We start from the raw sequence: 21,386 nt of genomic DNA, 5'->3' as shown, positions 1-21,386 counted from the left end.
CAGCACGGTCAGGGCTGGTCGTCGTCCCGCTTCGACCCGTCCTCACCGCTGTCGTCGTCCCCGGAGTCCTCCTCGCCGGACTTCGCGGCCTCGTCGGCCTCGGCGCGGCGGATCGCGGCGATCGGGTCGTCCAGGTCGGCGTGCCCGCCGCCCCAGCGGTCGGCGAAGTCCAGCGGCTCGTCCAGGTCCGAGCTGTCCGGCAGCAGGTCGGGGTGGTCCCACACCCGGTCCCGGTTCTCGGCGCCGTGCCGCTCGGTCATCAACCGCCACAGGTTCGCCGCGTCGCGCATCCGGCGCGGCCGCAGTTCGAGCCCGATCAGCGTGGCGAAGGTCTGCTCGGCAGGACCCCCGGTCGCCCGGCGGCGGCGCACCATCTCGCTCAGCGCGTCGGCGCCCGGCAGCCGTTCGCCGACCGCGTCCGAGACGACCACGTCGACCCAGCCCTCGACCAGCGCGAGCAGCGTCTCCAGCCGCTTCAGCGCGGCCTCCTGCTCCGGGGTGGTCTTGGGCTCGAGCATCCCGGAGCCCATGAGCTCCTGCATCGAGGCCGGGTTGCTCGGGTCGATCTTCGAGGCCAGGTCCTCGAGCGCCGAGGTGTCGATGTGGATGCCGCGCGCGAACTCCTCGACGGTCGCCAGCAGCCGCTGCGCCAGCCACGGCACGTGGGCGAACAGGCGGTGGTGCGCGGCCTCCCGGGCGGCCAGGAACACGGTCGCCTCGCTGACCGGCCGGTCCAGGCCCTCCACGAAGCGCGTGACGTTGGCCGGCAGCAGCGCGGCGGTGCCCGTCGGGCCCAGCGGGAGGCCGACGTCGGTCGAGGTCAGCACCTCGCCGCCGAGCTGGGCCAGGCCGTTGCCGAGCTGCGAGCCGAAGGTCATGCCGCCCATCTGCCCGAGCATGGACAGCAGCGGTCCGGCGGCCTGCTTGGCCTCCTCCGGCAGCGCCTCCAGCCACGCGGTGGACATCCGCTGCGCCACCGGGTCGCACAGCCGCTGCCAGGTGGGCAGCGTCTTCTCCACCCAGTCGACGGACGACCAGGTCTGCACCGTGCGCACGCCGGCGGGCAGCGCGGTCGCGGCGTCGAGCCACAGCTCGGCCAGCCGCACCGCGTCGTCGACCGCCTTGACCTGTTCCTGGCTGGGCCGTTCGGTGCGTTGGGTGTTGTGCAGCTGCTGCACCGCGAGCTGCTTGGCGAGGTCGTAGTTCACCGGCCCGCTGCCGCCGCTGCCGGAGTGGCTCAGCGCCTGGCCGAGCTGGGTCAGCATCTGGCCGAGCTGGCCGATGTCGAACTGGGGCATGCCGCCCGGACCGGGCATGCCGACGAAACCGAAGGGGTTGTCCCCCTGGTTCCCGGCACCGCCCTCGGAGCGGCCTTGGGACGAGTCGCCCTCGTCGGGGTCGTCGGGGCCCTGCGATCCGAACCCGAACGGCAAGTTGGTCATAGTTCCACGGTACGCGGCCTGAGCCGCCAGGCAGAAGCCGTCCGGGGCCCGCGGGGAGCCGAACACCGCACACATCGCCAACAGCGAACACGTACGCTGTCGGCTCGTGAACCGCCGTACCTGGACGCTGCTCACGAGCGTCGTGCTGGTCGTCGCCTTCGGGCTGCTCGGTGCGTTCGTCCGGGTGCCCTACGTGGCGCTCGGCCCGGGACCGACGTACGACACCCTGGGCCTCGACGGCGAGACGCCGGTCATCAGCATCGAGGGCCAGCAGACCTTCCCCACCGGTGGTCACCTGAACATGACCACGGTGTCGGTGACCGACCAGCTGTCCATGTTCGGCGCGCTCGGGTTGTGGGTGAGCGGGCGCTACGCGTTGGCGCCGCGCGACCTCTACTTCCCGCCGGACAAGACCGAGCAGCAGATCGAGCAGGAGAACGCCGAGGCGTTCAACGACTCGCAGACCACCGCGGAGACCGCGGCCCTGCGCTACCTCGGCTACCCGATGAAGGTGCTGGTCGGCCAGGTCGTCAAGGGCAGCCCGGCGGACGGTGTCCTGGCGCCGGGCGACCGGCTGCTGGAGGCCAACGGCCGACCGGTGACCGACCCGCAGTCGCTGCGGACGGCCCTGTCCGACACCAAGCCCGGGGACCGGGTGCAGATCCGGTTCCAGCACGGCGACGAGCCGGAGCGGGTCGCCGACGTGCAGCTCGCGCCCGGGCCCGGCGACCAGCAGACGCAGGGCTTCCTCGGGGTGGCGGCCGTCGAGCGGCCGGACGTCGACTTCGACATCAAGATCAGCCTGGCGGACGTGGGCGGCCCGTCGGCCGGGTTGATGTTCACCCTGGCGATCATCGACAAGCTCACGCCCGGCGAGCTCAACGGCGGCCAGTTCGTGGCCGGGACCGGCGAGATCACCCCGGACGGCAAGGTCGGCCCCATCGGCGGCATCCCGTTCAAGATGGTCAAGGCCCGGGAGGCCGGGGCGACCACCTTCCTGGTGCCCGCGGACAACTGCGCGGAGGCGAAGGCGCAGGCCCCGGAGGGCCTGCAGCTGGCCCGGGTGGCCACCCTCCAGGACGCCACCAGCGCGCTCGACGCCCTCCGCGAGGGCAGGGCCCCGGCCGGCTGCTGACCGGGGGCCGCGCCCGTCACTCCGCGAAGGTGGCGTGCAGCGCGGTGATGAGGTTGGGGGCCAGCGTGCGGTCCTCGATGAGCTCGCTGTCCGCGCCGTCCTCGGCGCGCAGCCGCATCACGCACGCCTCGCCGCCGTCGCGCAGCACCGCCGCGACCAGCCGCGCCTCGCGGCGGTCCGGGTGCTCCGCGGCCGCCTGCCGCGCCGCCTCCGCGTCGCTCGGCAGCCCGGCCTCCGCCTCCGGCGGCAGCACGACGATCTCCTGGACGAGCGCGCACCCGGCCACCTGCTCGGGCCACTCGATGCGGCCGAGGGCCTCGGCCAGGTCCTCGGCGGGCAGGGCGTCCTGGGCGATCGGGGTCAGCGCCGACGCGGGGTCGAGCTGGTCGGCCAGGCCCGGTTCGGCGGCCAGCAGGCGCTCGGTGGGCACCAGGGCGAACACCTGGGTGGGCTGGTCCCACCCGGCGGCGGCGACGAACTCCTCGATCTCCCGGGTGGCCGAGGGCAGTGCGGCGGTCAGGTCCTGCTCGGGGGTCTGCGGCATGCCGCCATCGTCGCACCGCCGAGGTGGCCGGGACGCCGCACCCCGACCGGGGGAGATGCCGGATTGGTCCATTTCGCGAAGCCCCTTCCAGGAACTTCACACCGGGGTCGTAGAGTTGAACATCACGAGGGTGTCGGTGACCTGGAACACCGCCGCCGTCTGACCTGCCTGCTGATCGTCACCAGGAGCGTGCGCTGTGGCCATGCGGCCCCCGGTCGGAATGCCGAAACTGTCCCGGCGAAGCCGGATGTTGCTGATCCTGGGCGGCATCGTGCTGGTCGCCCTCATCGCCGGATCGCGGTTGCTGGGCACCTACGTGGACTGGCTCTGGTACGGGGAGGTCGGCTACCGGGGGGTCTTCACCACCCAGCTGTTCTCCCGCGCCGGGCTCGGGGTGGCCGCTGCGGTCTTCCTCGGCGCCGTGCTGGGCCTGAACCTGTGGCTGGCCTACCGCAACCGGCCGGTGTTCGTGCCGGTCAGCGGACCGGACGACCCGCTGGCCCGGTACCGCACGGTGGTCACCGAGCGGTCGCGGCTGTTCGGGCTGGGCGTGCCCATCGTGGTCGGCGTGATCGGCGGCCTGGCCGCGCAGGCCGACTGGCAGACCCTCCAGCTGTTCCTGCACAGCGTGCCGTTCGGGCAGGTCGACCCGGAGTTCGGCCACGACATCAGCTTCTACACCTTCGAGCTGCCGTTCTGGCGGCTGGTGCTGGCGTGGGCGTTCATCACGGTCACCGTGTCGTTCGTCGGCGCGCTGGTCACGCACTACATCTTCGGCGGCATCCGGCTCGCCGGCCGCTCCGGGCAGCTGTCCATGCCCGCCCGGGTGCAGCTCGCGGTGCTGGCCGGGCTGTTCGTGCTGTTCAAGGCGGTCGACTACTTCCTGGACCGCTACGACCTGCTGCTGTCGCAGCGCAACTCCCTGTTCACCGGTGCCAGCTACACCGACCTCAACGCCGTGATGCCGGCCAAGCTGATCCTGATGTGCATCGCGGTGTTCTGCGCGCTGGCGTTCTTCGCGGTGATCTTCCTGAAGAACCTGCAGATCCCGGCGCTGGCCGCGGTGCTGCTGGTGCTGTCCAGCGTGGTGGTCGGTGCGGTGTGGCCGGCGCTGCTGGAGCAGTTCTCGGTCCGCCCGAACGCCAACCAGCGCGAGGCGCAGTCCATCGAGCGCAACCTGGCGGCCACCAAGCACGCCTTCGGCATCGGCCCGGACAAGGTCGAGATCACCGACTACCCGGGGCGCACCCAGCTGCAGCCCCGCGAGGTGGCCGAGGACGAGGGCACCATCCCCAACATCCGGCTGCTGGACCCGAGCGTGCTGGCGCCGACGTTCACCCAGCTGACCCAGCAGTACAACTTCTACGGCTTCACCGACAAGCTGGACGTCGACCGGTACCGGGACGCCGACGGCAACCTCCAGGACTACCTGGTGGCGCTGCGCGAGCTGAACACCGACGGGCTGGCGGTCAACCAGCAGAACTGGATCAACCGGCACACCGTCTACACGCACGGCAACGGCTTCGTCGCCGCGCCGGCCGACCGGGTCGACTCGACCTTCCGCGAGGGCGCCACCCAGGGCGGCTACCCGGTGTTCCAGATCAGCGACGTGGCCAACAACGGCCAGGGCGCCATCCCGGTCGACCAGCCGCGCGTCTACTACGGCGAGCTGGTGGGCCGCAACGACTACGTCATCGTCGGCGGCAACCCGGGCGAGCCGCCGCGCGAGTACGACACCGACACGCAGCAGTACACCTACACCGGCAAGGGCGGGGTCCCGATCGGGAACCTGTTCAAGCGGCTGGTCTTCGCCGCCTACTACGGTGAGCGGAACTTCCTGTTCAGCGGCGTGATCGGCAGCGAGTCGAAGATCATCTACGAGCGCAACCCGCGGGACCGCGTGCAGAAGGTCGCGCCGTGGCTCAAGCTCGACGGCGACCCGTACCCGGCGGTGGTGGACGGCCGCATCAAGTGGATCGTCGACGGCTACACCACGCTGAACAACTACCCGTACTCGCAGCTGACCGAGCTGGGCGAGGCGACCAACGACACCCTCAGCGGCGTCGAGCGCCAGCCGAACCAGCAGATCAACTACATCCGCAACTCGGTCAAGGCGACCGTCGACGCCTACGACGGCACCGTCGACCTGTACTCGGTGGACGACCAGGACCCGGTCCTGAAGGCCTGGGAGGGCGTCTTCCCGGGCGTGGTCAAGCCGTCCAGCGAGATCAGCCCGCAGCTGCGCGAGCACTTCCGGTACCCGGAGGACATCTTCAAGGTGCAGCGCAAGCTGCTCACCGAGTACCACGTCGACAACCCCGGTGACTTCTTCTCCACCCAGACGTTCTGGGAGGTGCCGTCCGACCCGACCAGCCGTGGCAACGTCGGCGGCGCCGAGGGGCAGCAGCCGCCGTACTACGTGGTGGCGAAGGTCGGTGACCAGCAGCAACCGACGTTCCAGCTGACCAGCGCGCTCACCGCGCTGCGGCGGCAGAACCTGTCGGCGTGGATCTCGGCGTCCTCGGACCCGCAGGACTACGGCAAGCTCCGGGTGCTGCGGCTGCCGACCAACACGCTCACGCCGGGCCCGAACCAGGTGCAGAACCAGATGGAGTCGACCCCCGAGGTCACCGAGAACCGCACCTTGTTCAACAACCCGAACGTGAACGCGATCTTCGGCAACCTGCTGACCCTGCCGGTGGCGGGTGGTCTGCTCTACATCGAGCCGATCTACATCCAGCGCACCGAGCAGGAGTCCTACCCGCAGCTGGCGCGGGTGCTGGTGTCCTTCGGCGGCAAGGTCGGGTTCTCCGAGACCCTGAAGGGCGCGCTGGACCAGGTGTTCGGCTCCGGCGCGGGCCAGGGCACCGACACCGGTGAGCCGCAGCCGCAGCGTCCGCCGTCGGACCAGCAGCGCCCGCCGGCGCAGGACAACGCGAACCCGGAGATGAACAAGGCCGTCGGCGACATCCGGGCCGCCCTGGACCACGTCCGCCGAGCCCAGCGGTCCGGGGACTTCGCGGACCTGGGTGCGGCCTACCAGGAGCTCGACGACGCGGTCCGGCGGTTCGAGCAGGCGCAGGGCGGCTGACCAGCGACTCCGCTGGTGGGGCGAGGACCGATCGCGGTCCTCGCCCCACCGTTCTTCCCAGGCCCCCGAACGGGTGGCGAATGGGCTGCGTCACTTTTGCCGCCCATGGATTTGCACTAAGCTTCTTCGGCCCGTAAAGTCGATGTCACCGACGCGGGGTGGAGCAGTTCGGTAGCTCGCTGGGCTCATAACCCAGAGGTCGCAGGTTCGAATCCTGTCCCCGCTACTGAGTGGGAAAGGCCCTCGGCACTGCCGGGGGCCTTTTCCGTGTCCCGACATCCGCGGGTCCGCCATCGCGAACCGCGCGTTCCCGGTTCCCGGTCCGGGCGCCGGTGCGGCCGCGGCTCGCGCGTGACCGGCTCCCGCGTGGTGTCCGCGCTGGTCAGGGGCGCCGCAGCGCGGTGACCCACCCCCCGTGACAGGCGGTGCTCGTGGGGGTGTAGAGTTGGGGCCACAACAGAGAACGCAGCCCGATGAGGTTGCTGACGCGGGGTGGAGCAGCTCGGTAGCTCGCTGGGCTCATAACCCAGAGGTCGCAGGTTCGAATCCTGTCCCCGCTACTGCTTGAAGAGCCCCCGGCACCCGCCGGGGGCTCTTCCGCGTTCCGGTCCGGCTGCGCGCCAGCGGTCGGCGCGCGGGGCCGGCCCCGCGCTCGCGTGCGTCCGAGCGGAGCCCTCCTACAGGCCTTGGGCCCACTGGCGGGCGCAGGCGGGGGAGCAGACGCGTCCCTCGCTCCGGGCCATGCCCATCGGGCGCATCGCTCGGCCGCAGACCATGCAGGAGTCCAGCTCGCCGCCCAGCGGCTTGGTCACCAGCGCCCGGGCCCGCTCCGCGACCTTGTTGGTCACCTTCGTCCTGCTCTCGTTGACCTTGGTTCGCAACCAACTGCGATGCACTGTCCCGCACCTCCTGCTCGGTCGCTGCCGGCCGCCGGCTGGTCGGCCCACGGTTACCTTCTAGGTGACCCGACGTAGCTGGACAGCTCCAGAACGTGATAACACCTCATCGCGTCGCCAAGAACCCCCATCCAGGCGAATGCACGTCATGCTCGTCGCAGTCCGTGCAGGCGCAGTGCGGCGGAACGGCTGCGCGGTGTGCCCGGTTCCGCCGGGTGGCAGCGGTCCGGCCCCTGCGCCGATGGCGCAACCGTTCGTCCACTTGGACCAGCGCGCTGCAACCACAGTGGACAGAGTTGGCGACCATTGTGGACAGCGTCGCGCGAGCGTGGCACCGTGGCAGTGTGACCGAGCTGAATGCGACATCCGCTGCCCTGTTGGGACTACTGCACGAAGGTCCGAAGACCGGTGGCCAGCTGGTGGCTGCCGCCACCGAGCGCTTCGGAGGGTTCTTCAGCGTCACCCGCAGCCAGGTCTACCGCGAGCTGCCCGCGCTGACCGACGCCGGCCTGCTCCGCCTCGGCAAGCAGGGGCCGCGCTCCAGCCAGCAGTACGCGATCACCGCGGCCGGCAAGCGGGCCTTCAAGGCGTGGCTGAACACCGAGCCGGGGCCGGACAACGTCCGCAGCCCGCTGATCCTGCGGCTGGTCTACTCCGGCACGCTGACGCCCAAGCAGCGCGCCAACCTGGTCGGGTCGGCCCGGGAGCAGTACGCGGAGAAGCTGGACGAGGCGAGGGCCGCCGCCAAGGCCGCGTCGGACCCCTACGAGAAGGCGGCCGCGGACTTCACGGTGGCCTACAACCGGGCGATCATCAAGCTCCTCGACGCCATCCCGGAATGAGCACCGAGCGCCTGCCCGGCACCCCTCCGCGGTGCGGGCAGGCGGGGTCGAACGGGTCGAACGGGCCGTCCTCGTGGGCGGCCCGTGCCCCGTGAAGTACGCTGAGCACTGTGAATCCCGACGTCGCCGCTTCGCTCAAGGAACTGTCCCACACCCTCGAGGGCATCGAGAGCGTGATGGACCTGGACGCTCTGCGTGCGAACATCGCCGAGCTCGAGGCCGAGGCCGCCAAGCCGGACCTCTGGGACGACGTCGAACACGCGCAGCGCGTCAGCAGCCAACTCGTGCACCGGCAGGCCGAGCTGCGCAAGATCACCGAGCTCCGCCAGCGCCTCGAGGACCTCGAGGTGCTCTACGAGCTCAGCGAGGACGAGGGCGACAGCTCCGGGCTGGCCGAGGCTGACGAGGAGCGCGAAGCCCTCAAGAAGGACCTCGAGGCGCTCGAGGTGCGCACCCTGCTCAACGGCGAGTACGACCCGCGCGGCGCGATGGTCACCATCCGCGCCGAGGCCGGTGGGGTGGACGCCGCCGACTTCGCCGAGATGCTCATGCGCATGTACCTGCGGTGGGCCGAGCGCCACGGTTACCCGGCCGAGGTCTACGACACCTCCTACGCCGAGGAGGCCGGGCTGAAGTCCGCGACCTTCCGGATCGACGCCCCCTACGCCTACGGCACCCTCTCGGTCGAGCAGGGCACGCACCGCCTCGTGCGCATCTCGCCGTTCGACAACCAGGGGCGCCGCCAGACCTCCTTCGTCGGCGTCGAGGTGCTGCCGGTGGTGGAGGAGACCGACCACGTCGAGGTCCCGGAGAAGGACATCCGGGTCGACGTCTTCCGGTCCTCCGGCCCCGGCGGGCAGAGCGTGAACACCACCGACTCGGCGGTGCGCATCACGCACATCCCGACCGGCATCGTGGTGTCCTGCCAGAACGAGAAGTCGCAGCTGCAGAACAAGGCCGCCGCGATGCGCGTGCTGCAGGCCAAGCTGCTGGCCCGCAAGAAGGAGGAGGAGCGCGCCGAGCTGGACGCCCTCAAGGACAGCGGCTCCAGCTGGGGCAACCAGATGCGCTCCTACGTCCTGCACCCGTACCAGATGGTCAAGGACCTGCGCACCGAGTACGAGGTCGGCAACCCCGATGCGGTGCTCGACGGCGAGATCGACGGGTTCCTGGAAGCGGGCATCCGCTGGCGCCGCCAGCAGCAACAGCAGGACGTGGCCTGACGACCACGCCGAGCCGGGCGCGCGAGGACCGCGGCCCGCTCGGAACGCTGTTCGCGCGCCGGTGCCCAGCGCCTGCGCCTCGCGGGTCTGTCGAGTGACTCGATCCGCTCCCGCCGGAGGGCGATCACGCAGGTGATCACCCCTGCCACCGCCGATCCGGGTGAGTCACGGTCCCCCTGATGGACGCAGGTAAACTCACGGCCCGTGATCCGCCTTGAGCACGTGTCCAAGACGTACAAGACGTCGACCAGGCCCGCTCTCGACGATGTCTCGGTGAACATCGACCGGGGCGAGTTCGTCTTCCTGATCGGGCCGTCCGGGTCCGGCAAGTCGACGTTCATGCGTCTGCTGCTGCGCGAGGACGTGCCCAGCCGCGGCCGGGTCTTCGTGGCCGACTGGAACGTCGCCAAGCTGCCGCGCCGCCGCGTCCCGCGGCTGCGCCAGCGCATCGGCTGCGTCTTCCAGGACTTCCGGCTGCTGAACAACAAGACCGTCGCGGAGAACGTCGCGTTCGCGCTGGAAGTGATCGGCAAGCCGCGCAACGACATCCGGCGGGTGGTGCCCCAGGTGCTGCAGCTGGTCGGCTTGGACAGCAAGGCCGACCGGATGCCGCACGAGCTCTCCGGTGGTGAGCAGCAGCGCGTCGCGATCGCCCGTGCCTTCGTCAACCGTCCGCTGGTGCTGCTCTGCGACGAGCCGACCGGGAACCTCGACCCGGACACCAGCCAGGACATCATGCTGCTGCTGGAGCGCATCAACCGCACCGGCACCACCGTCATCATGGCCACCCACGACCACTCGATCGTCGACTCGATGCGGCGCCGCGTGGTCGAGCTCAGCCTCGGACGCGTGATCCGCGACGACGCGCGCGGCGTCTACGGCGTCGGCCGCTAGCCCCGACCCGCGCGGCCCTGAGCACTCCACCCCCGACCGACTGGGAAAGCTGACACAAGATGCGCGCGAGCTTCGTATTCAGCGAGGTCGTCAACGGCCTTCGGCGCAACGTGACGATGACCATCGCGATGATCCTGACGACCGCCATTTCGGTCGGTCTGCTCGGCGGCGGTCTCCTCGTGGTCCGGATGATCGACAAGATGCAGGAGACCTACCAGGACCGCGTCGAGGTCGTGGTGTTCATGACCGACGACGTGAGCGCCAACGACGACGACTGCTCCCAGCAGCCATGCAAGAAGATCATGTCCGACCTCAAGCGGGTGCCGGGCGTGGAGTCGGTGGACTACGAGAACCGGCAGGAGGCCTTCGAGAGCTTCAACCGGGTCTTCGAGTCGCAGCCGGAGCTGCGTGACGTCGCCCGCGTCGAGGCGATGCCCTCCTCGTTGCGCGTCAAGCTGAGCGACCCGGAGCGCTTCGCCGCGGTCCAGCAGGAGTTCACCGGGCGCCCCGGCGTGGACAACGTGGTCAACCAGGCCGACTACCTCGACCGCCTCTTCGGCATCCTCAACAACATCCGCAACATCGCGTTCTTCACCGCGCTGGTGCAGGCGCTCGCGGCGCTGCTGCTGATCTCCAACACCATCCAGCTGTCGGCGTTCACCCGGCGCACCGAGACCGGCATCATGCGCCTGGTCGGCGCCACCCGCTGGTACACCCAGCTGCCGTTCTTGCTGGAGGCGGTGGTCTCCGGTCTGATCGGTGCGGTGCTGGGCATCCTCGGCCTGTCCACGATCAAGGCGCTGTTCCTCGACCGCGTGCTGTCGTCGTTCGGCGGCATCGTGCCCACCATCGACTGGGGCGACGTGGCGGTGATCTCGCCGATCCTGCTGCTGGTGGCCGCGGTGGTCTCCGCAGGAACCGGGTACGTCACGCTCCGCCTCTACGTCCGCCTGTGAGGTGGGCCGGACCGCGGTCGTGACGCGGCCGCGGTCCGGGAGGTGCGGGTGACACGACCGTTAGAGTTGTGCGCATGGTGAAGGAACGCGGCCACAAGGTCATCGCGCAGAACCGCCGGGCGCGGCACGACTGGGCGGTGCTGGACACCTACGAGGCCGGCATCGCGCTGACCGGCACCGAGGTGAAGAGCCTCCGCCAGGGCAAGGCCCAGCTGGCCGACGGGTTCGCCACGGTCGACGACGGCGAGGTGTGGCTGCGCAACGTGCACATCCCCGAGTACACCGAGGGGACGTGGACCAACCACGAGCCGCGTCGTTCCCGCAAGCTGCTGCTGCACAAGCGCGAGATCCTCCGGCTGGTCGGCAAGCTCAAGGAGAGCGGGCTGAGCCTGGTCCCGATGTCGCTGTACTTCAAGGACGGTCGGGCGAAGGTCGAGCTCGCGCTCGCGCGCGGCAAGAAGGCCTACGACAAGCGGCAGGACCTGGCGCGGCGCGACGCCCAGCGGGAGATGCAGCGCGCCATCGGCCGCGCGCGCAAGGGCATGCGGCGGTGACGGGGCCGCGCAGCGACGCCGAGGTCCCGGCCTGGGTGGCGGAGCTGGGGCTGCCCGGCCTGGTCGACATCCACACGCACTTCCTGCCGGAGCGCGTGCTGTCCAAGGTCTGGGCGTACTTCGACCAGGCGGAGCAGCACTACGGCGTGGCGTGGCCGATCCACTACCGGCACTCCGAGGAGACCCGCCTGCGCGTGCTGCGCGACCTCGGCGTGACGACGTTCGCGCCGCTGGTCTACGCGCACAAGCCGGGCATGGCCGCGTGGCTGACGGAGTGGGCGCTGGACTTCGGCCACCGCACGCCGGGCGCGGTGCCCACGGCGACGATCTTCCCGGAGCCCGAGGTCACCACCTACCTCGCGAAGGCGCTGGAGGCCGGGGCGCGGTGCGTGAAGGTGCACGTCCAGGTCGGTGCCTTCGACCCGACCGACGACCTGCTGGACCCGGCGTGGGGGCTGCTCGCGGAGGCCGGGGTGCCGGTCGTGGTGCACTGCGGCCACGGGCCGCGGCCGGGCGCGCACACCGGGCTGGACGTGTTCGAGGGGGTGCTGCGCCGCCACCCCGCGCTCGTCGCGGTGCTGGCGCACGCCGGCATGCCGGAGCACGGCGCCGCGTTGGACCTGGTGGAGAGGTACCCGGGCGTGCACGTCGACACGACCATGGTCGGGGTGGCCTTCAGCGACCACTTCGGGCCGCTGCCCGCGGACTGGCCCGCCCGGCTCGCCGAGCACGCCGACCGGGTCGTGCTGGGGACCGACTTCCCGAACATCCCGTACCCGTACGCCGAGCAGCTGGCGGCGATCGCGGGGTGGGCGGCCGAGGACGACCGGCTGGGGCCGGGGTTCCTGCGCGCGGTGCTGCACGACACCCCGGCGAAGCTGCTGGGCACCTGATCGATCCAGGGATACTGGAATGATCGTCCGGCTCCCACACGTTATGCTGGGTACACCGGTTCGAAGGCCGAGCCGGAGCGAAGGGGGGTGAACGGTTTCGACTCCGTCAGTCGATCTGAGGGAAGCGTGCCGGTGCAGGCAGGAGACCACCGAAAGCGTCGCTGCACACCAACAAGCGCCGACAAGAGTCAGCGCGAGTTCGCCCTCGCCGCCTGAGCGAGGAGCGACTCTGTCGGACCGGGACAGCCTCCGACCCGGGATCCGGCATCAGCGAGGAGGCTCCACCACCAGGTCCGGTCGCGGGACCTGGTGGGACACCGCACAGCGACTGGGCTCGTCACACCGGCTTGTTCGCGTGACCGGTGGAGCCGAGTAGAGGCATAGCGAACTGCGCACGGAGAAGCCTCAGTGAGGCGACGGAGGACCCGGGTTCGATTCCCGGCACCTCCACCGCACGACGGCGAGCGCTCGACCAGAGCGCTCGCCGTCTCTCGTTCGGGGGACGGCCGGGGTGGTCACTTCCTCGTCCAGGCGGCGTAGAGGCAGGGGCTCACCACCGTGCCGTTCTGCCGCTCGACCTCGGCGCGGAGGCGGTCCTGGAGCGTCGCCGGCTCCACCTCGGCGGCGGTGGCGATGCCGAGGCGTTCCATCAGCGGGACCATGCCCTCGACGACGTTCGACCAGCCGAAGACCGGTGCCTTCGCGCCGCCGCCGGCGCCCGCCTCCACGTACATCTCCGGGTCGGGGAGGCCTGCCTCGCGGAAGGCCGCGAACAGCGACAGGCCCATCCGCGGGTTGGCGCCGATCGCGGTGAGCGTCTCGAGCACCCAGCTGCGGGCTTGCTGCCAGAGCGCGGACTCGACGCTCGTCCAGTCGTAGCCCATGTCCGGTTCCTGCACGCACAGCACGCCGCCGGGGCGCAGCAGCGCGTAGCCGCGACGCAGCGCCTCCACCGGGTCGGGGAGGAACAGCAGGCCACCACGGCGTCGAACTCGCCGTCGACGACGTCGGCCTTCTGTGCGTCGCCCTCGCGGAACTCGACGTTGGTGTAGCCGGCCGCGTCCGTGCGGCGCTGCGCGCGCCGCACCGCGTCCGGGTCGCGCTCGATCCCGATGACGCTGCCCTCCGGCCCGACGAGGTCGGCGACGAGCCGCGCCACGTTCCCCGCCCCGCTGCCCAGGTCGAGGACCCGCATCCCGGGGGCCAGGCCGGCGGTCTCGAACAGCCGGCGGGTCAGCGGGTCGAGGACCTCGCTCTGCTGCAGGAGCCGCTTCTCCTCGAACTCCCGGTCGCTCACGATGTACTCGTGGCCGTCCGCCATGCCGCACCCCTCGCCTGGTCACGTCTCGTCGCCCACCATCCACCGTCCGTGAGCGCCCGGCAAGCGACCGTGATCAGCGGTCGTGCTCGCGCGACAGCCCTCCACCTGCGGCTTCTCCCGTGGGGAACGGCCTCTGGAGATCACCCGGACGCACCACGTCCACTGCGGACAGGGGTGCGCGCGACCGCCCGCTCCCGCACGGGGTCGTGAGTGCTCGAACCGGCTGGAGCCGGTTCTCCCACTCACGACCCGTGGTGGGGGTGAGCGGGTGCCTCGTGCCGTGTCGGCTCGGGGGTCGTGAGTGCTGGAGCCGGTTGGAGCCGGTCTTGGCACTCACGACCCGGTCGGGGTGCGGTCACGCGGCGGGTGCCGTCGTGCGCCTGCCCGTGCGCCAGAGCTGGACGACGGCGGCCAGGCCCACCAGGACCGGGAGCGCGGTGAGCGTGCTGTACAGCGGCGGGACGACCTGGGTGTACGCGCCTCCGGAGAGCGTCGCGGTGAGCAGGGCGGCGCAGGCGCCCAGGGCGAACAGGGTCGTGCTGACCGCGCGCACCCACCGGGCGTGCTTGCGGACCCCCACGATCGTCCACAGCCAGCCCGCGGCGCCGAGCACGCCGATGACCGCCAGCGACCCGGCGATCGCGCCGCGGTCGGCGGCGACCAGGTCCTCGGGCCAGGTCGGGTAGGCGTCGCGCACGTGGTCGCCGAGGCTGTCCACGGTGGCCACGTCGACCAGCGGCACCAGCGCGCTGACCACGCTCAGCGCCAGCCCGAGGTACAGGGCGCGGACGGTCCCGTCCTGGGGCTTCGCGGGAGCGGACATGGCTCCCCCTCCTTCGTCTTACGGTGTAAGTTTGCACATCCACCGTAAGCTTACGGTGTAAGAATCGCAAACGAGGAGGAGCGGCCATGCCCACCAGTCGCACCCGCGGTCAGCGCGCGGGCCTGACCCGGCAGGACGTGCTCGCCGCCGCCTTGCGGCTCGTCGACCGCGAGGGCCTGGCGGTGCTGTCGATGCGTCGGCTCGGTGCCGAGCTCGGGGTGGAGGCGATGACCCTCTACCACTACGTGGCCAACAAGGAGGCCCTGCTGGACGGCGTGGTCGAGCAGCTGCTCGCCGAAGCCGGCCCGCCGCAGACCGGGGGCGACTCGTGGCAGGACGCTCTGCGCACCTACGCGCACGCGCTGCGGGAGACGCTGCTGGCGCACCCGAACGCCGTCCCGCTGATCGTGTCCCGGCCCGCGGTGACCTCGCGGAACCTGGCGGTCATGGAGGGCGTGCTGGAGGTGCTCCGCGCCTCGGGGTTCTCACTGGAGGTCGGGCTGGACGTGCTGTTCTCGCTGGCCGGCTTCGTGGTCGGTGACGTCGTGACCGCGGCCGGCGGGGGTCAGGCGGAGGCCACCGAGCAGGTCCGCCAGCTGTCCGATGTGGACCCCGCCGAGTTCCCGCTGCTCGCCGAGGCCGCGTCCCGGGCGGGGAGCCGCGCGGGGGCCCGGTCGCGCTTCGACTTCGCGCTGGAGGCGATGCTCGTCGGCTTCGAGCGGGCCCGCACCGCGGAGATCACCCGGTGAGCGTGCCGATCCAGAGGTGGTCGCGCGCTCGGGTCCGGGCCACCAGCCGGTGGCGGTCCGCCGCCTCCACCTCGTCCCGGTGCGCGGTGGACGGCACGTGGTCGTCGGGGAGGAACACCGCGCGGAACTCGGTGCCCTTGGCCCGGTGCACCGTGCCGACGTGGACCGGGCCGGGCGTGCGGCCGTCCCACCGGTCCAGGGGGCGGACGGTGAAGCCCGCGGCGCGCAGCACCTCCTCCCAGCGCTGGGCTGCGGCGTTGGTGCGGGTGAGCACCGCGGTGTCCGCGTGGTCGTCGAGCTCGCGCAGTGCCGCGACCAGTGCCGCTTCCTGGTCCGTGCCCGCCCAGCGCACCACGCGGCCGCCGCGCAGCACCGGCAGCGCGGAGCGCAGCGCGACCGTCGGTCCGCCGTCGAGGTCGTCGAACCGGTTGACGGCGTTGAGCTCCGCGGCCTCCTGCAACACGGCCGCCCGGTTCCGGTAGTTGCGGCGCAGCACCTCGCCCCTGCCCTGCACCGAGATCCCGGCCTCGGAGAGGAGCCAGCCACCGGGGTACACCTGCTGCTGGCCGTCGCCGACGAGCAGCAGCTGGTCGCGGCCGTCCCCGCTGATCGCGTGCACCAGTCGCAGCCCGACCAGCGTCAGGTCCTGGACCTCGTCGACGACCACCGCCGCGTACTGCTCGGGCAGCGGCCGGTGGTCCAGCTCCGTCAGCGCGCGCGTGAGCACGTCGTTGTGGTCGAGGGCGTCGCGGGCGGACAACTCCCGCTCGTAGGCGCAGTAGAACCGCCAGACCTGCGCGCGCAGCTCGGACGGCAGCGGCCGACCCCGGCCCTTGCGCGCCACCGTCCGGTAGGTCTCCAACGAGCCGATCCCGCGCCCCTTGATCACGCGGTCGATCTCGTCCTTCCAGTAGTAGCGGGAAGACCGGAACGCGCGCAGCGGTGCGCTCAGCTCCGAACACCACGCCGCCTCGAAGGCCGCCTCGACCTGCTGCTCGTCGACGTCGGCGGGCTGCCCGCGCTCGGTGAGGAAGTTCCGCGCCCAGGCGTGCAGGTGGGTGAACTCGACGCGCTGCACCAGGTGCGGGGCCAGCGAGCGGAACTGCTCGGCGGCGATCCGCGGCAGGCTCCGCGCGTGCGTGGTGAACAGCAGCTTCCCGGGGGTGCGGCGGGCGAGGTGGGCCAACCGGTGCAGCGCCAGGACGGTCTTGCCGGTGCCTGCCGGGCCGGTGATGCGCGCCGGGCCGGAGTAGCTGCGCCGCACCGCGCCCAGCTGGGTGTCGTCCAGGAAGACCCGCCAGTCCCGGAAGGGGCGCTGCAGCGCCCGCTCGACCCGCTCCCGGCGCAGGTCGCGCACCTCGAACAGGCCGGAGCCGCCGGCCCGCCGCGGTCCGCGCTGCTGCGGGACGGTCCGCGGGTTCCACATGATCGGCGTCAGATCGCGGGTCCTGGCGTCCAGGTGGCGGGCGATGTCCCAGGCCTCCGCAGGTTCCAGCAGCCGTTCGCCGCGCACGAGGACGCGGTCCAGCTCGGCCTCGGTGATGGCCAGGTGCTCGCCGGTGTGCCCCGTGCGGCCGCGGTGGTCGGCCGGGTGCACCACCACCACGCGGGCCACCGCCTCGGTCACCGCGCCCGCGTCGGTGGTCGCCCCGGCCAGCAGCTCCGCGGTCCAGACGAACGCCCTCCGGGTGTCCTCCCAGTCCGGTTCGGCGTCGCGGAGCAGCACGACCAGCACGCCCAGCGGGCCCACCACCACCGCGTCCGGGCGGTCGGCCGCGGTGTTCGGGGTGGACTCGTTGAGCAGCGGGTACCAGCCGTTGCCGTGCTCCACCGCGATCCGCTGCAGCACCCGCCCCTTCCAGCTCGGCAGCTGCCGGTCGCGCAGCTCCGCCTCGGCTTCGCGGCGGAGCCTCTCCTGGCGGTGGTGGGAAGTCCCGGTCACGGCGAGCCCTCCTGTCTGGCGGAGCGTCGCCGGCCGCGGAGCCGACCACGCCCGATGTCGACAGTAGTGCGCTCACCGCGCTCTTCGAGCGTCGTCGCGACGGATCACCTGGATGTCGCAGGGGTTTCGGCGATCAGCGGGGGAGACCCAGCTCCTCGTGGACCAGGGGGTCCAGTGTGGACACCGGCAGGGCGCCGTGGCGGAGGAGCGTGTCGTGGAACCGGCGGATGTCGAAGTCCGCGCCCAGCCGCTGCTGGGCGATGGCCCGGACCCGGTCGATCTCCAGCTTGCCCACCAAGTACGACAGCGCCTGCGCCGGGTAGGAGATGTAGCGGTCGACCTCCGCGGTGATCTCCAGCTCCGGCAGCGTGGTGTTGGTGCGCAGGTACTCCAGGGCGCGGTCGCGGCTCCAGCCGAACTCGTGCAACCCGGTGTCGACCACCAGCCGCCCGGCGCGCAGCATCTCCTGCGCCACCATGCCCAGCCGGACCAGGTCGTCGGAGTACAAGCCCATCTCGTCGGCCAGCCGCTCGGTGTAGAGGCCCCAGCCCTCGGTGTAGGCGTTGATGCTGATCAGCCTGCGCAGCATGGGCAGCTCGGTGCGCCGTTGGGCCAGGCTGAGCTGCAGGTGGTGCCCCGGCACCACCTCGTGGAAGGCGATCACCTCGGAGTTGTAGCGGGGGCGCCGCTCGGCGTGCTCGGTGTTGGCGAAGTAGACGCCCGGGCGCGAGCCGTCCAGCGCGGGCGACAGGTAGAAGCCGAGCGGGGTGCTCTCCGCGGCGGCGCCTGGCACCGGCCGCACCTCGCAGGGCTGGTCGGGCAGCGTCCCGAACCACCGTGGCGCGGCGGTCTCGGCCCGCGCGATCGCGCTGCGCGCGGACTCCAGCATCTCCTCGCCGTCGCGCCAGCGCAGCGCCGGGTCGGTGCGCAGCCGCGCCAGCACCGCCTCCGGGTCGCGCTCGTCCCACAGCCGGCCGCCCAGCTCCGCCACCTCCTCGCGCAGCGCCGCGATCCGCGCCAGCCCGGTGTCGTGCAGCTCCTGCGGGGTGTGGTCGGTGCTGGTGTGCGCGTGCACGAGCCGCTGGTAGATCTCGTGGCAGCACGGGATCCAGCACAGCCCCGGCCGGTCGTCGGGCCGGGAGACCGGGGCGATCTCGGTGGCGAGCACGTCCCGGTACTCGCGCAGCGCCGGGTGCACCTCGTCGGCCAGCACCCGCTCGCGTTCCCGCTCCAACCCCGGGTCGTGCAGGTCCGGGGTCCGCAGCGGGTCGCGGTCCGGCGCGGCCAGGTAGTCGTCGAGGTGGTGGACGGCGTCGTCGACGAGCACCCGCACCGGGACCCGCCCGGCCGCGGCGCCCTCCCGGTGCCGCTGCGCCACGGCCGCGGTGAACGCCGGGAGCTGCCGCAGGCGCTGCAGGAACGCAGCGCCCTGCTCGGCGTCGGCGACCGGCACCTGACCGAGGTGGAACAGCAGCCCGGCCACCGGGGCGAACACGTTGCCGATCACCGTGTACTCGGGGGCGCGGGCGTCGAGCTGGGCGACCGTGGCCTGCGCGTGCTGCACCACCACCGCGATGGTCAGCCGCTGCTCGAGGTCGGCGTGCGTGGTGTCCACCGCCATTGCGCGCACCCGGACGTCCTCGGCGTGCTCGCGCAGCGCCAGTTCGGCCGCGAGGGAGGGGTCGGGCAGCCGGTCGTCGTGCTCGTGGAAGCCGTACAGGGAGGCGGCGACCGGGTCCGCGTCGAACATGACGCCCAGCAGCTCGTCGGCGAGTTCTGTGGGAGTGTTCACACCGGCCATGTTGCCGCAACCCCGTGACAGCGCGCTGCGGACCGCGTCGGCCGGGCGGGGACAATGGCGGCGTGGACCCACTGCACGACCCGGACGACGAGGCACTGCTCGACCCGCGGCAGGCCCGCGACCTGGCCGGGCTGGTCGAGACCGCGCGGCTGGCGTCCGCCGTCGTGCGCTACGGCCTGCGCACCACGGTCGGCGCGGCCACCGTGGTGCTCAACCAGGACAACCCGCTGCCCGCCGCCAACCACGCGTGCGCGCTGTGGGGGACGGGCGCCGAGGTCGCCGGGACGCTGCTGCAGCTGGAGGAGGTCTTCGCCGAGGCGGGGCGGTCGGAGGCCGTCGTGTACGCCTCGCCGACCACCGTCGCCGAGATCGAGGGCATCGCCGACGACGCCGGGTGGCGCGCGGTGGAGGAGCTCGTGGCGCTGCTGCACCGGGTGCCGCAGCCCGTCCACGGCTGGGCACGGCCGGCCGAGGACCGCGACCTGCCCGAGATCGTCGACCTGGTCGGCGACGACGCCGGGCTCTCCAGCGAGGGCGAGCGGCGGCTGCTGCGCAACCTCGGGCACCGGATCGACGAGCCGCGCAGCGTGCTGCGCGTCGTGGACGACCCGGAGGCCGACCGGGTCGCGGGCTTCGCCCAGGGGTTCGTCGAGCGCGGCGTCGGCCTGGTGGAGCAGGTGGTCGTGCGGCCCGGTCGGCGGCGCCGCGGCCTCGGCCGCGAGCTGGTCACCGACGTCGTCGACGCGCTGCGCGACCACGGGGCGCTGCTGGTCGCCTCGCACAGCGAGGAGGGCGGCACGGCCGAGCGCTTCGCCGAGGCCTGCGGCTTCGAGGTGGTCTACGGCGTGACGGCCTACGCCCGCCGCATCGACGACCTGCTCTGAGGGGCGTCGATCTTCGCTGGAATAAACCGCGTGCGCTGCGGGTTCGGCTAGCCGGGCCGTCCCGGGCGGGTGCCGGGCGCTCCACGTGGTTCGGTCGGACTGGGTGAGAGGGGCAGTGGTGTCGAGCAGCTCGGCAACGGCGGGGCAGACCACCGAGGGCACCGGCATCGGCGCCCTGCCGAGGGAGATCTGGGTCCTGGTCACCGGCAGCTTCATCGTCGCGGTGGGCATGGGCATCGTGGCGCCCGCGCTGCCGACCTTCGCCACCAGCTTCGACGTCGGCGTCACCGCGGCGTCCTTCGTGATCAGCGCCTTCGCCCTGATGCGGCTGGCCTTCGCGCCGGTCAGCGGGCGGCTGGTGTCGATGTTCGGTGAGCGCTCGATCTACGTCGCGGGCATCACGATCGTCGGGCTGAGCACCGCCGCCTGCGCGTTCGCCCAGTCCTACTGGCAGCTGCTGGTGTTCCGCGCGCTCGGCGGCACCGGCTCGACCATGTTCACCGTCTCGGCGGTGGCGCTGCTGGTCCGGCTCTCGCCGCCGCACCTGCGCGGACGGGCTTCCGGGGTGTGGGCGACGAGCTTCCTGCTGGGCAACGTGTCCGGGCCCATCATCGGCGGTCTCGTGGTCGGCTACTCGCTGCGGTTGCCGTTCGTCACCTACGGCATCGCGCTGTTCCTGGCCGCCGGCATCGGCTGGCTGATGCTGCGCCGGTCGGCACTGGCGGCGCCGCAGCCGAAGGACGACGGCGGAGTCCAGTCGATGACGGTGCGGCAGGCGCTGGGCCACCGCACCTACCGCGCCGCGCTGCTGTCCAACTTCAGCAACGGCTGGACCGTGTTCGGCGTGCGGATCGCCCTGGTCCCGCTGTTCGTGGTCGAGGCCCTGCGCTCCAGCCAGTCCATGGCGGGGGTGGCGCTGTCGGTGTTCGCGGTCGGCAACGCCGCGGTGCTGCTGGTGTCCGGCCGGGTCGCCGACCAGCGCGGCCGCAAGCCGCTGGTGCTCGCCGGGCTGGCGGTGTCCGGCCTGGCCACCGCGGCGCTGGGCTTCACCGACTCCGTGCCGTGGTTCCTCGTCGCCTCGCTGGTGGCCGGCATGGGCGCGGGCATCCTCAACCCCGCCCAGAACGCCGCGGTCGCCGACATCATCGGCTCGAAGGGCCGGGGCGGGCCGGTGCTGGCGTCGTTCCAGATGTCCGCCGACTTCGGCGCGATCCTCGGCCCGCTCATCGCGGGCGTGCTCGTCGACGCGATCTCCTACCAGGTGGCCTTCGCCGTCACCGGGCTGACCGCGGTGCTCGGCCTGCTGGCCTGGGCGGGCGCCCCGGAGACCCGCCCGGCCGGCGGGTCGGCCTCCTGACCTGGGGCGTCGCCCGGCAGGTGTTCGATCGCCGGACGC

Annotated in this window: 18 protein-coding genes, 2 tRNA genes, 1 other RNA gene and 1 pseudogene; 14 read left to right on the top strand and 8 right to left on the bottom strand. The window is 72.0% G+C overall.

What is annotated here, in order from left to right; all coding sequences use genetic code 11:
* Positions 1 to 8: 8 nt before the first annotated feature.
* A complete protein-coding gene (locus HNR68_RS25310; protein WP_179724213.1) occupies positions 9 to 1,442 on the bottom strand; it encodes a zinc-dependent metalloprotease in 1,434 nt (477 codons plus the stop codon).
* A 106-nt stretch (positions 1,443 to 1,548) separates the two neighbouring features.
* On the opposite strand from HNR68_RS25310, the gene HNR68_RS25305 reads away from it, so the two are divergent.
* Entirely contained in the window at positions 1,549 to 2,577 is a 1,029-nt protein-coding gene (locus tag HNR68_RS25305) for a PDZ domain-containing protein (protein WP_179724212.1), read from the top strand.
* Positions 2,578 to 2,593: 16 nt separating this feature from the next.
* On the opposite strand, the gene HNR68_RS25300 is transcribed toward HNR68_RS25305, so the two are convergent.
* Positions 2,594 to 3,121, bottom strand: a complete 528-nt coding sequence (locus HNR68_RS25300; RefSeq protein ID WP_179724211.1) for a PPA1309 family protein — start codon at positions 3,119 to 3,121, stop codon at positions 2,594 to 2,596.
* A gap of 202 nt (positions 3,122 to 3,323) precedes the next feature.
* Between HNR68_RS25300 and HNR68_RS25295 the strand changes: the two genes are divergently transcribed.
* The 3 genes from HNR68_RS25295 (at position 3,324) to HNR68_RS25285 (ending at position 6,772) form a co-directional block, all read left to right on the top strand.
* The gene (locus HNR68_RS25295) at positions 3,324 to 6,212 is read left to right on the top strand and encodes a UPF0182 family protein (protein ID WP_179725485.1); all 2,889 of its coding nucleotides are present in this window, start codon (positions 3,324 to 3,326) and stop codon (positions 6,210 to 6,212) included.
* A gap of 152 nt (positions 6,213 to 6,364) precedes the next feature.
* A tRNA-Met gene (locus HNR68_RS25290) sits at positions 6,365 to 6,438 on the top strand.
* Positions 6,439 to 6,698: 260 nt separating this feature from the next.
* Positions 6,699 to 6,772 (top strand) — tRNA-Met (locus tag HNR68_RS25285).
* A 117-nt stretch (positions 6,773 to 6,889) separates the two neighbouring features.
* On the opposite strand, the gene HNR68_RS25280 is transcribed toward HNR68_RS25285, so the two are convergent.
* On the bottom strand, positions 6,890 to 7,060 hold the full coding sequence (locus tag HNR68_RS25280; RefSeq protein WP_246330531.1) for a hypothetical protein: 171 nt from the start codon (positions 7,058 to 7,060) through the stop codon (positions 6,890 to 6,892).
* 392 nt (positions 7,061 to 7,452) lie between these two features.
* Here HNR68_RS25280 and HNR68_RS25275 point away from each other — a divergent pair, with 392 nt between their 5' ends.
* From HNR68_RS25275 to ssrA, 7 genes are all read left to right on the top strand, one after another.
* Positions 7,453 to 7,950 (top strand): helix-turn-helix transcriptional regulator, encoded by a 498-nt coding sequence (locus tag HNR68_RS25275; protein ID WP_179724209.1) that lies wholly within the window; start codon positions 7,453 to 7,455, stop codon positions 7,948 to 7,950.
* A 110-nt stretch (positions 7,951 to 8,060) separates the two neighbouring features.
* Positions 8,061 to 9,173 (top strand): peptide chain release factor 2, encoded by a 1,113-nt coding sequence (gene prfB, locus HNR68_RS25270; RefSeq protein ID WP_179724208.1) that lies wholly within the window; start codon positions 8,061 to 8,063, stop codon positions 9,171 to 9,173.
* Positions 9,174 to 9,377: 204 nt separating this feature from the next.
* The gene (gene ftsE, locus HNR68_RS25265; RefSeq protein ID WP_179724207.1) at positions 9,378 to 10,067 is read left to right on the top strand and encodes a cell division ATP-binding protein FtsE; all 690 of its coding nucleotides are present in this window, start codon (positions 9,378 to 9,380) and stop codon (positions 10,065 to 10,067) included.
* A 59-nt stretch (positions 10,068 to 10,126) separates the two neighbouring features.
* Positions 10,127 to 11,023: a permease-like cell division protein FtsX gene (gene ftsX / locus HNR68_RS25260; RefSeq protein ID WP_179724206.1), complete on the top strand. Its 897-nt coding sequence runs from the start codon at positions 10,127 to 10,129 to the stop codon at positions 11,021 to 11,023.
* A 74-nt stretch (positions 11,024 to 11,097) separates the two neighbouring features.
* Complete coding sequence (gene smpB, locus HNR68_RS25255; protein ID WP_179724205.1) at positions 11,098 to 11,577, top strand: SsrA-binding protein SmpB; 480 nt, start codon at positions 11,098 to 11,100, stop codon at positions 11,575 to 11,577.
* Positions 11,574 to 12,470, top strand: coding sequence for an amidohydrolase family protein (locus HNR68_RS25250; protein ID WP_179724204.1), 897 nt, complete (start codon positions 11,574 to 11,576; stop codon positions 12,468 to 12,470). Before smpB ends, HNR68_RS25250 begins: the two co-directional genes overlap by 4 nt.
* Before the next feature lie 83 nt (positions 12,471 to 12,553).
* Positions 12,554 to 12,923, top strand: a transfer-messenger RNA (tmRNA) gene (ssrA, locus tag HNR68_RS25245).
* Between the two features lie 62 nt (positions 12,924 to 12,985).
* Here the strand turns inward: ssrA and HNR68_RS27030 are convergent.
* From HNR68_RS27030 to HNR68_RS25235, 3 genes and pseudogenes are all read right to left on the bottom strand, one after another.
* Entirely contained in the window at positions 12,986 to 13,423 is a 438-nt protein-coding gene (locus tag HNR68_RS27030; RefSeq protein WP_246330529.1) for a hypothetical protein, read from the bottom strand.
* A gap of 23 nt (positions 13,424 to 13,446) precedes the next feature.
* Positions 13,447 to 13,791, bottom strand: a pseudogene (locus HNR68_RS27745) (methyltransferase domain-containing protein); the annotation flags it as partial.
* 355 nt (positions 13,792 to 14,146) lie between these two features.
* Entirely contained in the window at positions 14,147 to 14,614 is a 468-nt protein-coding gene (locus HNR68_RS25235) for a hypothetical protein (protein ID WP_179724202.1), read from the bottom strand.
* An 86-nt stretch (positions 14,615 to 14,700) separates the two neighbouring features.
* Between HNR68_RS25235 and HNR68_RS25230 the strand changes: the two genes are divergently transcribed.
* Complete coding sequence (locus HNR68_RS25230) at positions 14,701 to 15,363, top strand: TetR/AcrR family transcriptional regulator C-terminal domain-containing protein (protein ID WP_179724201.1); 663 nt, start codon at positions 14,701 to 14,703, stop codon at positions 15,361 to 15,363.
* Here the strand turns inward: HNR68_RS25230 and HNR68_RS25225 are convergent.
* Together HNR68_RS25225 and HNR68_RS25220 are read right to left on the bottom strand one after the other, a co-directional pair.
* Entirely contained in the window at positions 15,353 to 17,305 is a 1,953-nt protein-coding gene (locus HNR68_RS25225) for a UvrD-helicase domain-containing protein (RefSeq protein ID WP_179724200.1), read from the bottom strand. The genes HNR68_RS25230 and HNR68_RS25225 overlap by 11 nt on opposite strands.
* A gap of 133 nt (positions 17,306 to 17,438) precedes the next feature.
* Entirely contained in the window at positions 17,439 to 19,106 is a 1,668-nt protein-coding gene (locus HNR68_RS25220; RefSeq protein WP_179724199.1) for a DUF885 domain-containing protein, read from the bottom strand.
* A gap of 62 nt (positions 19,107 to 19,168) precedes the next feature.
* Here HNR68_RS25220 and HNR68_RS25215 point away from each other — a divergent pair, with 62 nt between their 5' ends.
* Positions 19,169 to 19,990 carry a GNAT family N-acetyltransferase gene (locus HNR68_RS25215; protein ID WP_179724198.1) on the top strand — a complete coding sequence of 274 codons (822 nt, stop codon included), beginning with the start codon at positions 19,169 to 19,171 and terminating at the stop codon, positions 19,988 to 19,990.
* A 118-nt stretch (positions 19,991 to 20,108) separates the two neighbouring features.
* On the top strand, positions 20,109 to 21,347 hold the full coding sequence (locus HNR68_RS25210; RefSeq protein WP_179724197.1) for an MFS transporter: 1,239 nt from the start codon (positions 20,109 to 20,111) through the stop codon (positions 21,345 to 21,347).
* Positions 21,348 to 21,386: the final 39 nt, after the last annotated feature.

This window comes from Saccharopolyspora hordei (assembly GCF_013410345.1).
Classification (GTDB): Bacteria; Actinomycetota; Actinomycetes; order Mycobacteriales; family Pseudonocardiaceae; genus Saccharopolyspora; species Saccharopolyspora hordei.
The sequence above is the reverse complement of the archived record's forward strand: the minus strand, read 5'-3'. Positions and strand labels throughout refer to the sequence as shown.

Bases quoted from the DNA above. Each gene is read 5' to 3' on its own strand.
- HNR68_RS25310 (WP_179724213.1), bottom strand. From the start codon at position 1,442: ATGACCAACTTGCCGTTCGGGTTCGGATCGCAGGGCCCCGACGACCCC.
- HNR68_RS25300 (WP_179724211.1), bottom strand. From the start codon at position 3,121: ATGCCGCAGACCCCCGAGCAGGACCTGACCGCCGCACTGCCCTCGGCC.
- HNR68_RS25295 (WP_179725485.1), top strand. From the start codon at position 3,324: ATGCGGCCCCCGGTCGGAATGCCGAAACTGTCCCGGCGAAGCCGGATG.
- ftsX (WP_179724206.1), top strand. From the start codon at position 10,127: ATGCGCGCGAGCTTCGTATTCAGCGAGGTCGTCAACGGCCTTCGGCGC.
- smpB (WP_179724205.1), top strand. From the start codon at position 11,098: ATGGTGAAGGAACGCGGCCACAAGGTCATCGCGCAGAACCGCCGGGCG.
- HNR68_RS25235 (WP_179724202.1), bottom strand. From the start codon at position 14,614: ATGTCCGCTCCCGCGAAGCCCCAGGACGGGACCGTCCGCGCCCTGTAC.
- HNR68_RS25230 (WP_179724201.1), top strand. From the start codon at position 14,701: ATGCCCACCAGTCGCACCCGCGGTCAGCGCGCGGGCCTGACCCGGCAG.
- HNR68_RS25220 (WP_179724199.1), bottom strand. From the start codon at position 19,106: ATGGCCGGTGTGAACACTCCCACAGAACTCGCCGACGAGCTGCTGGGC.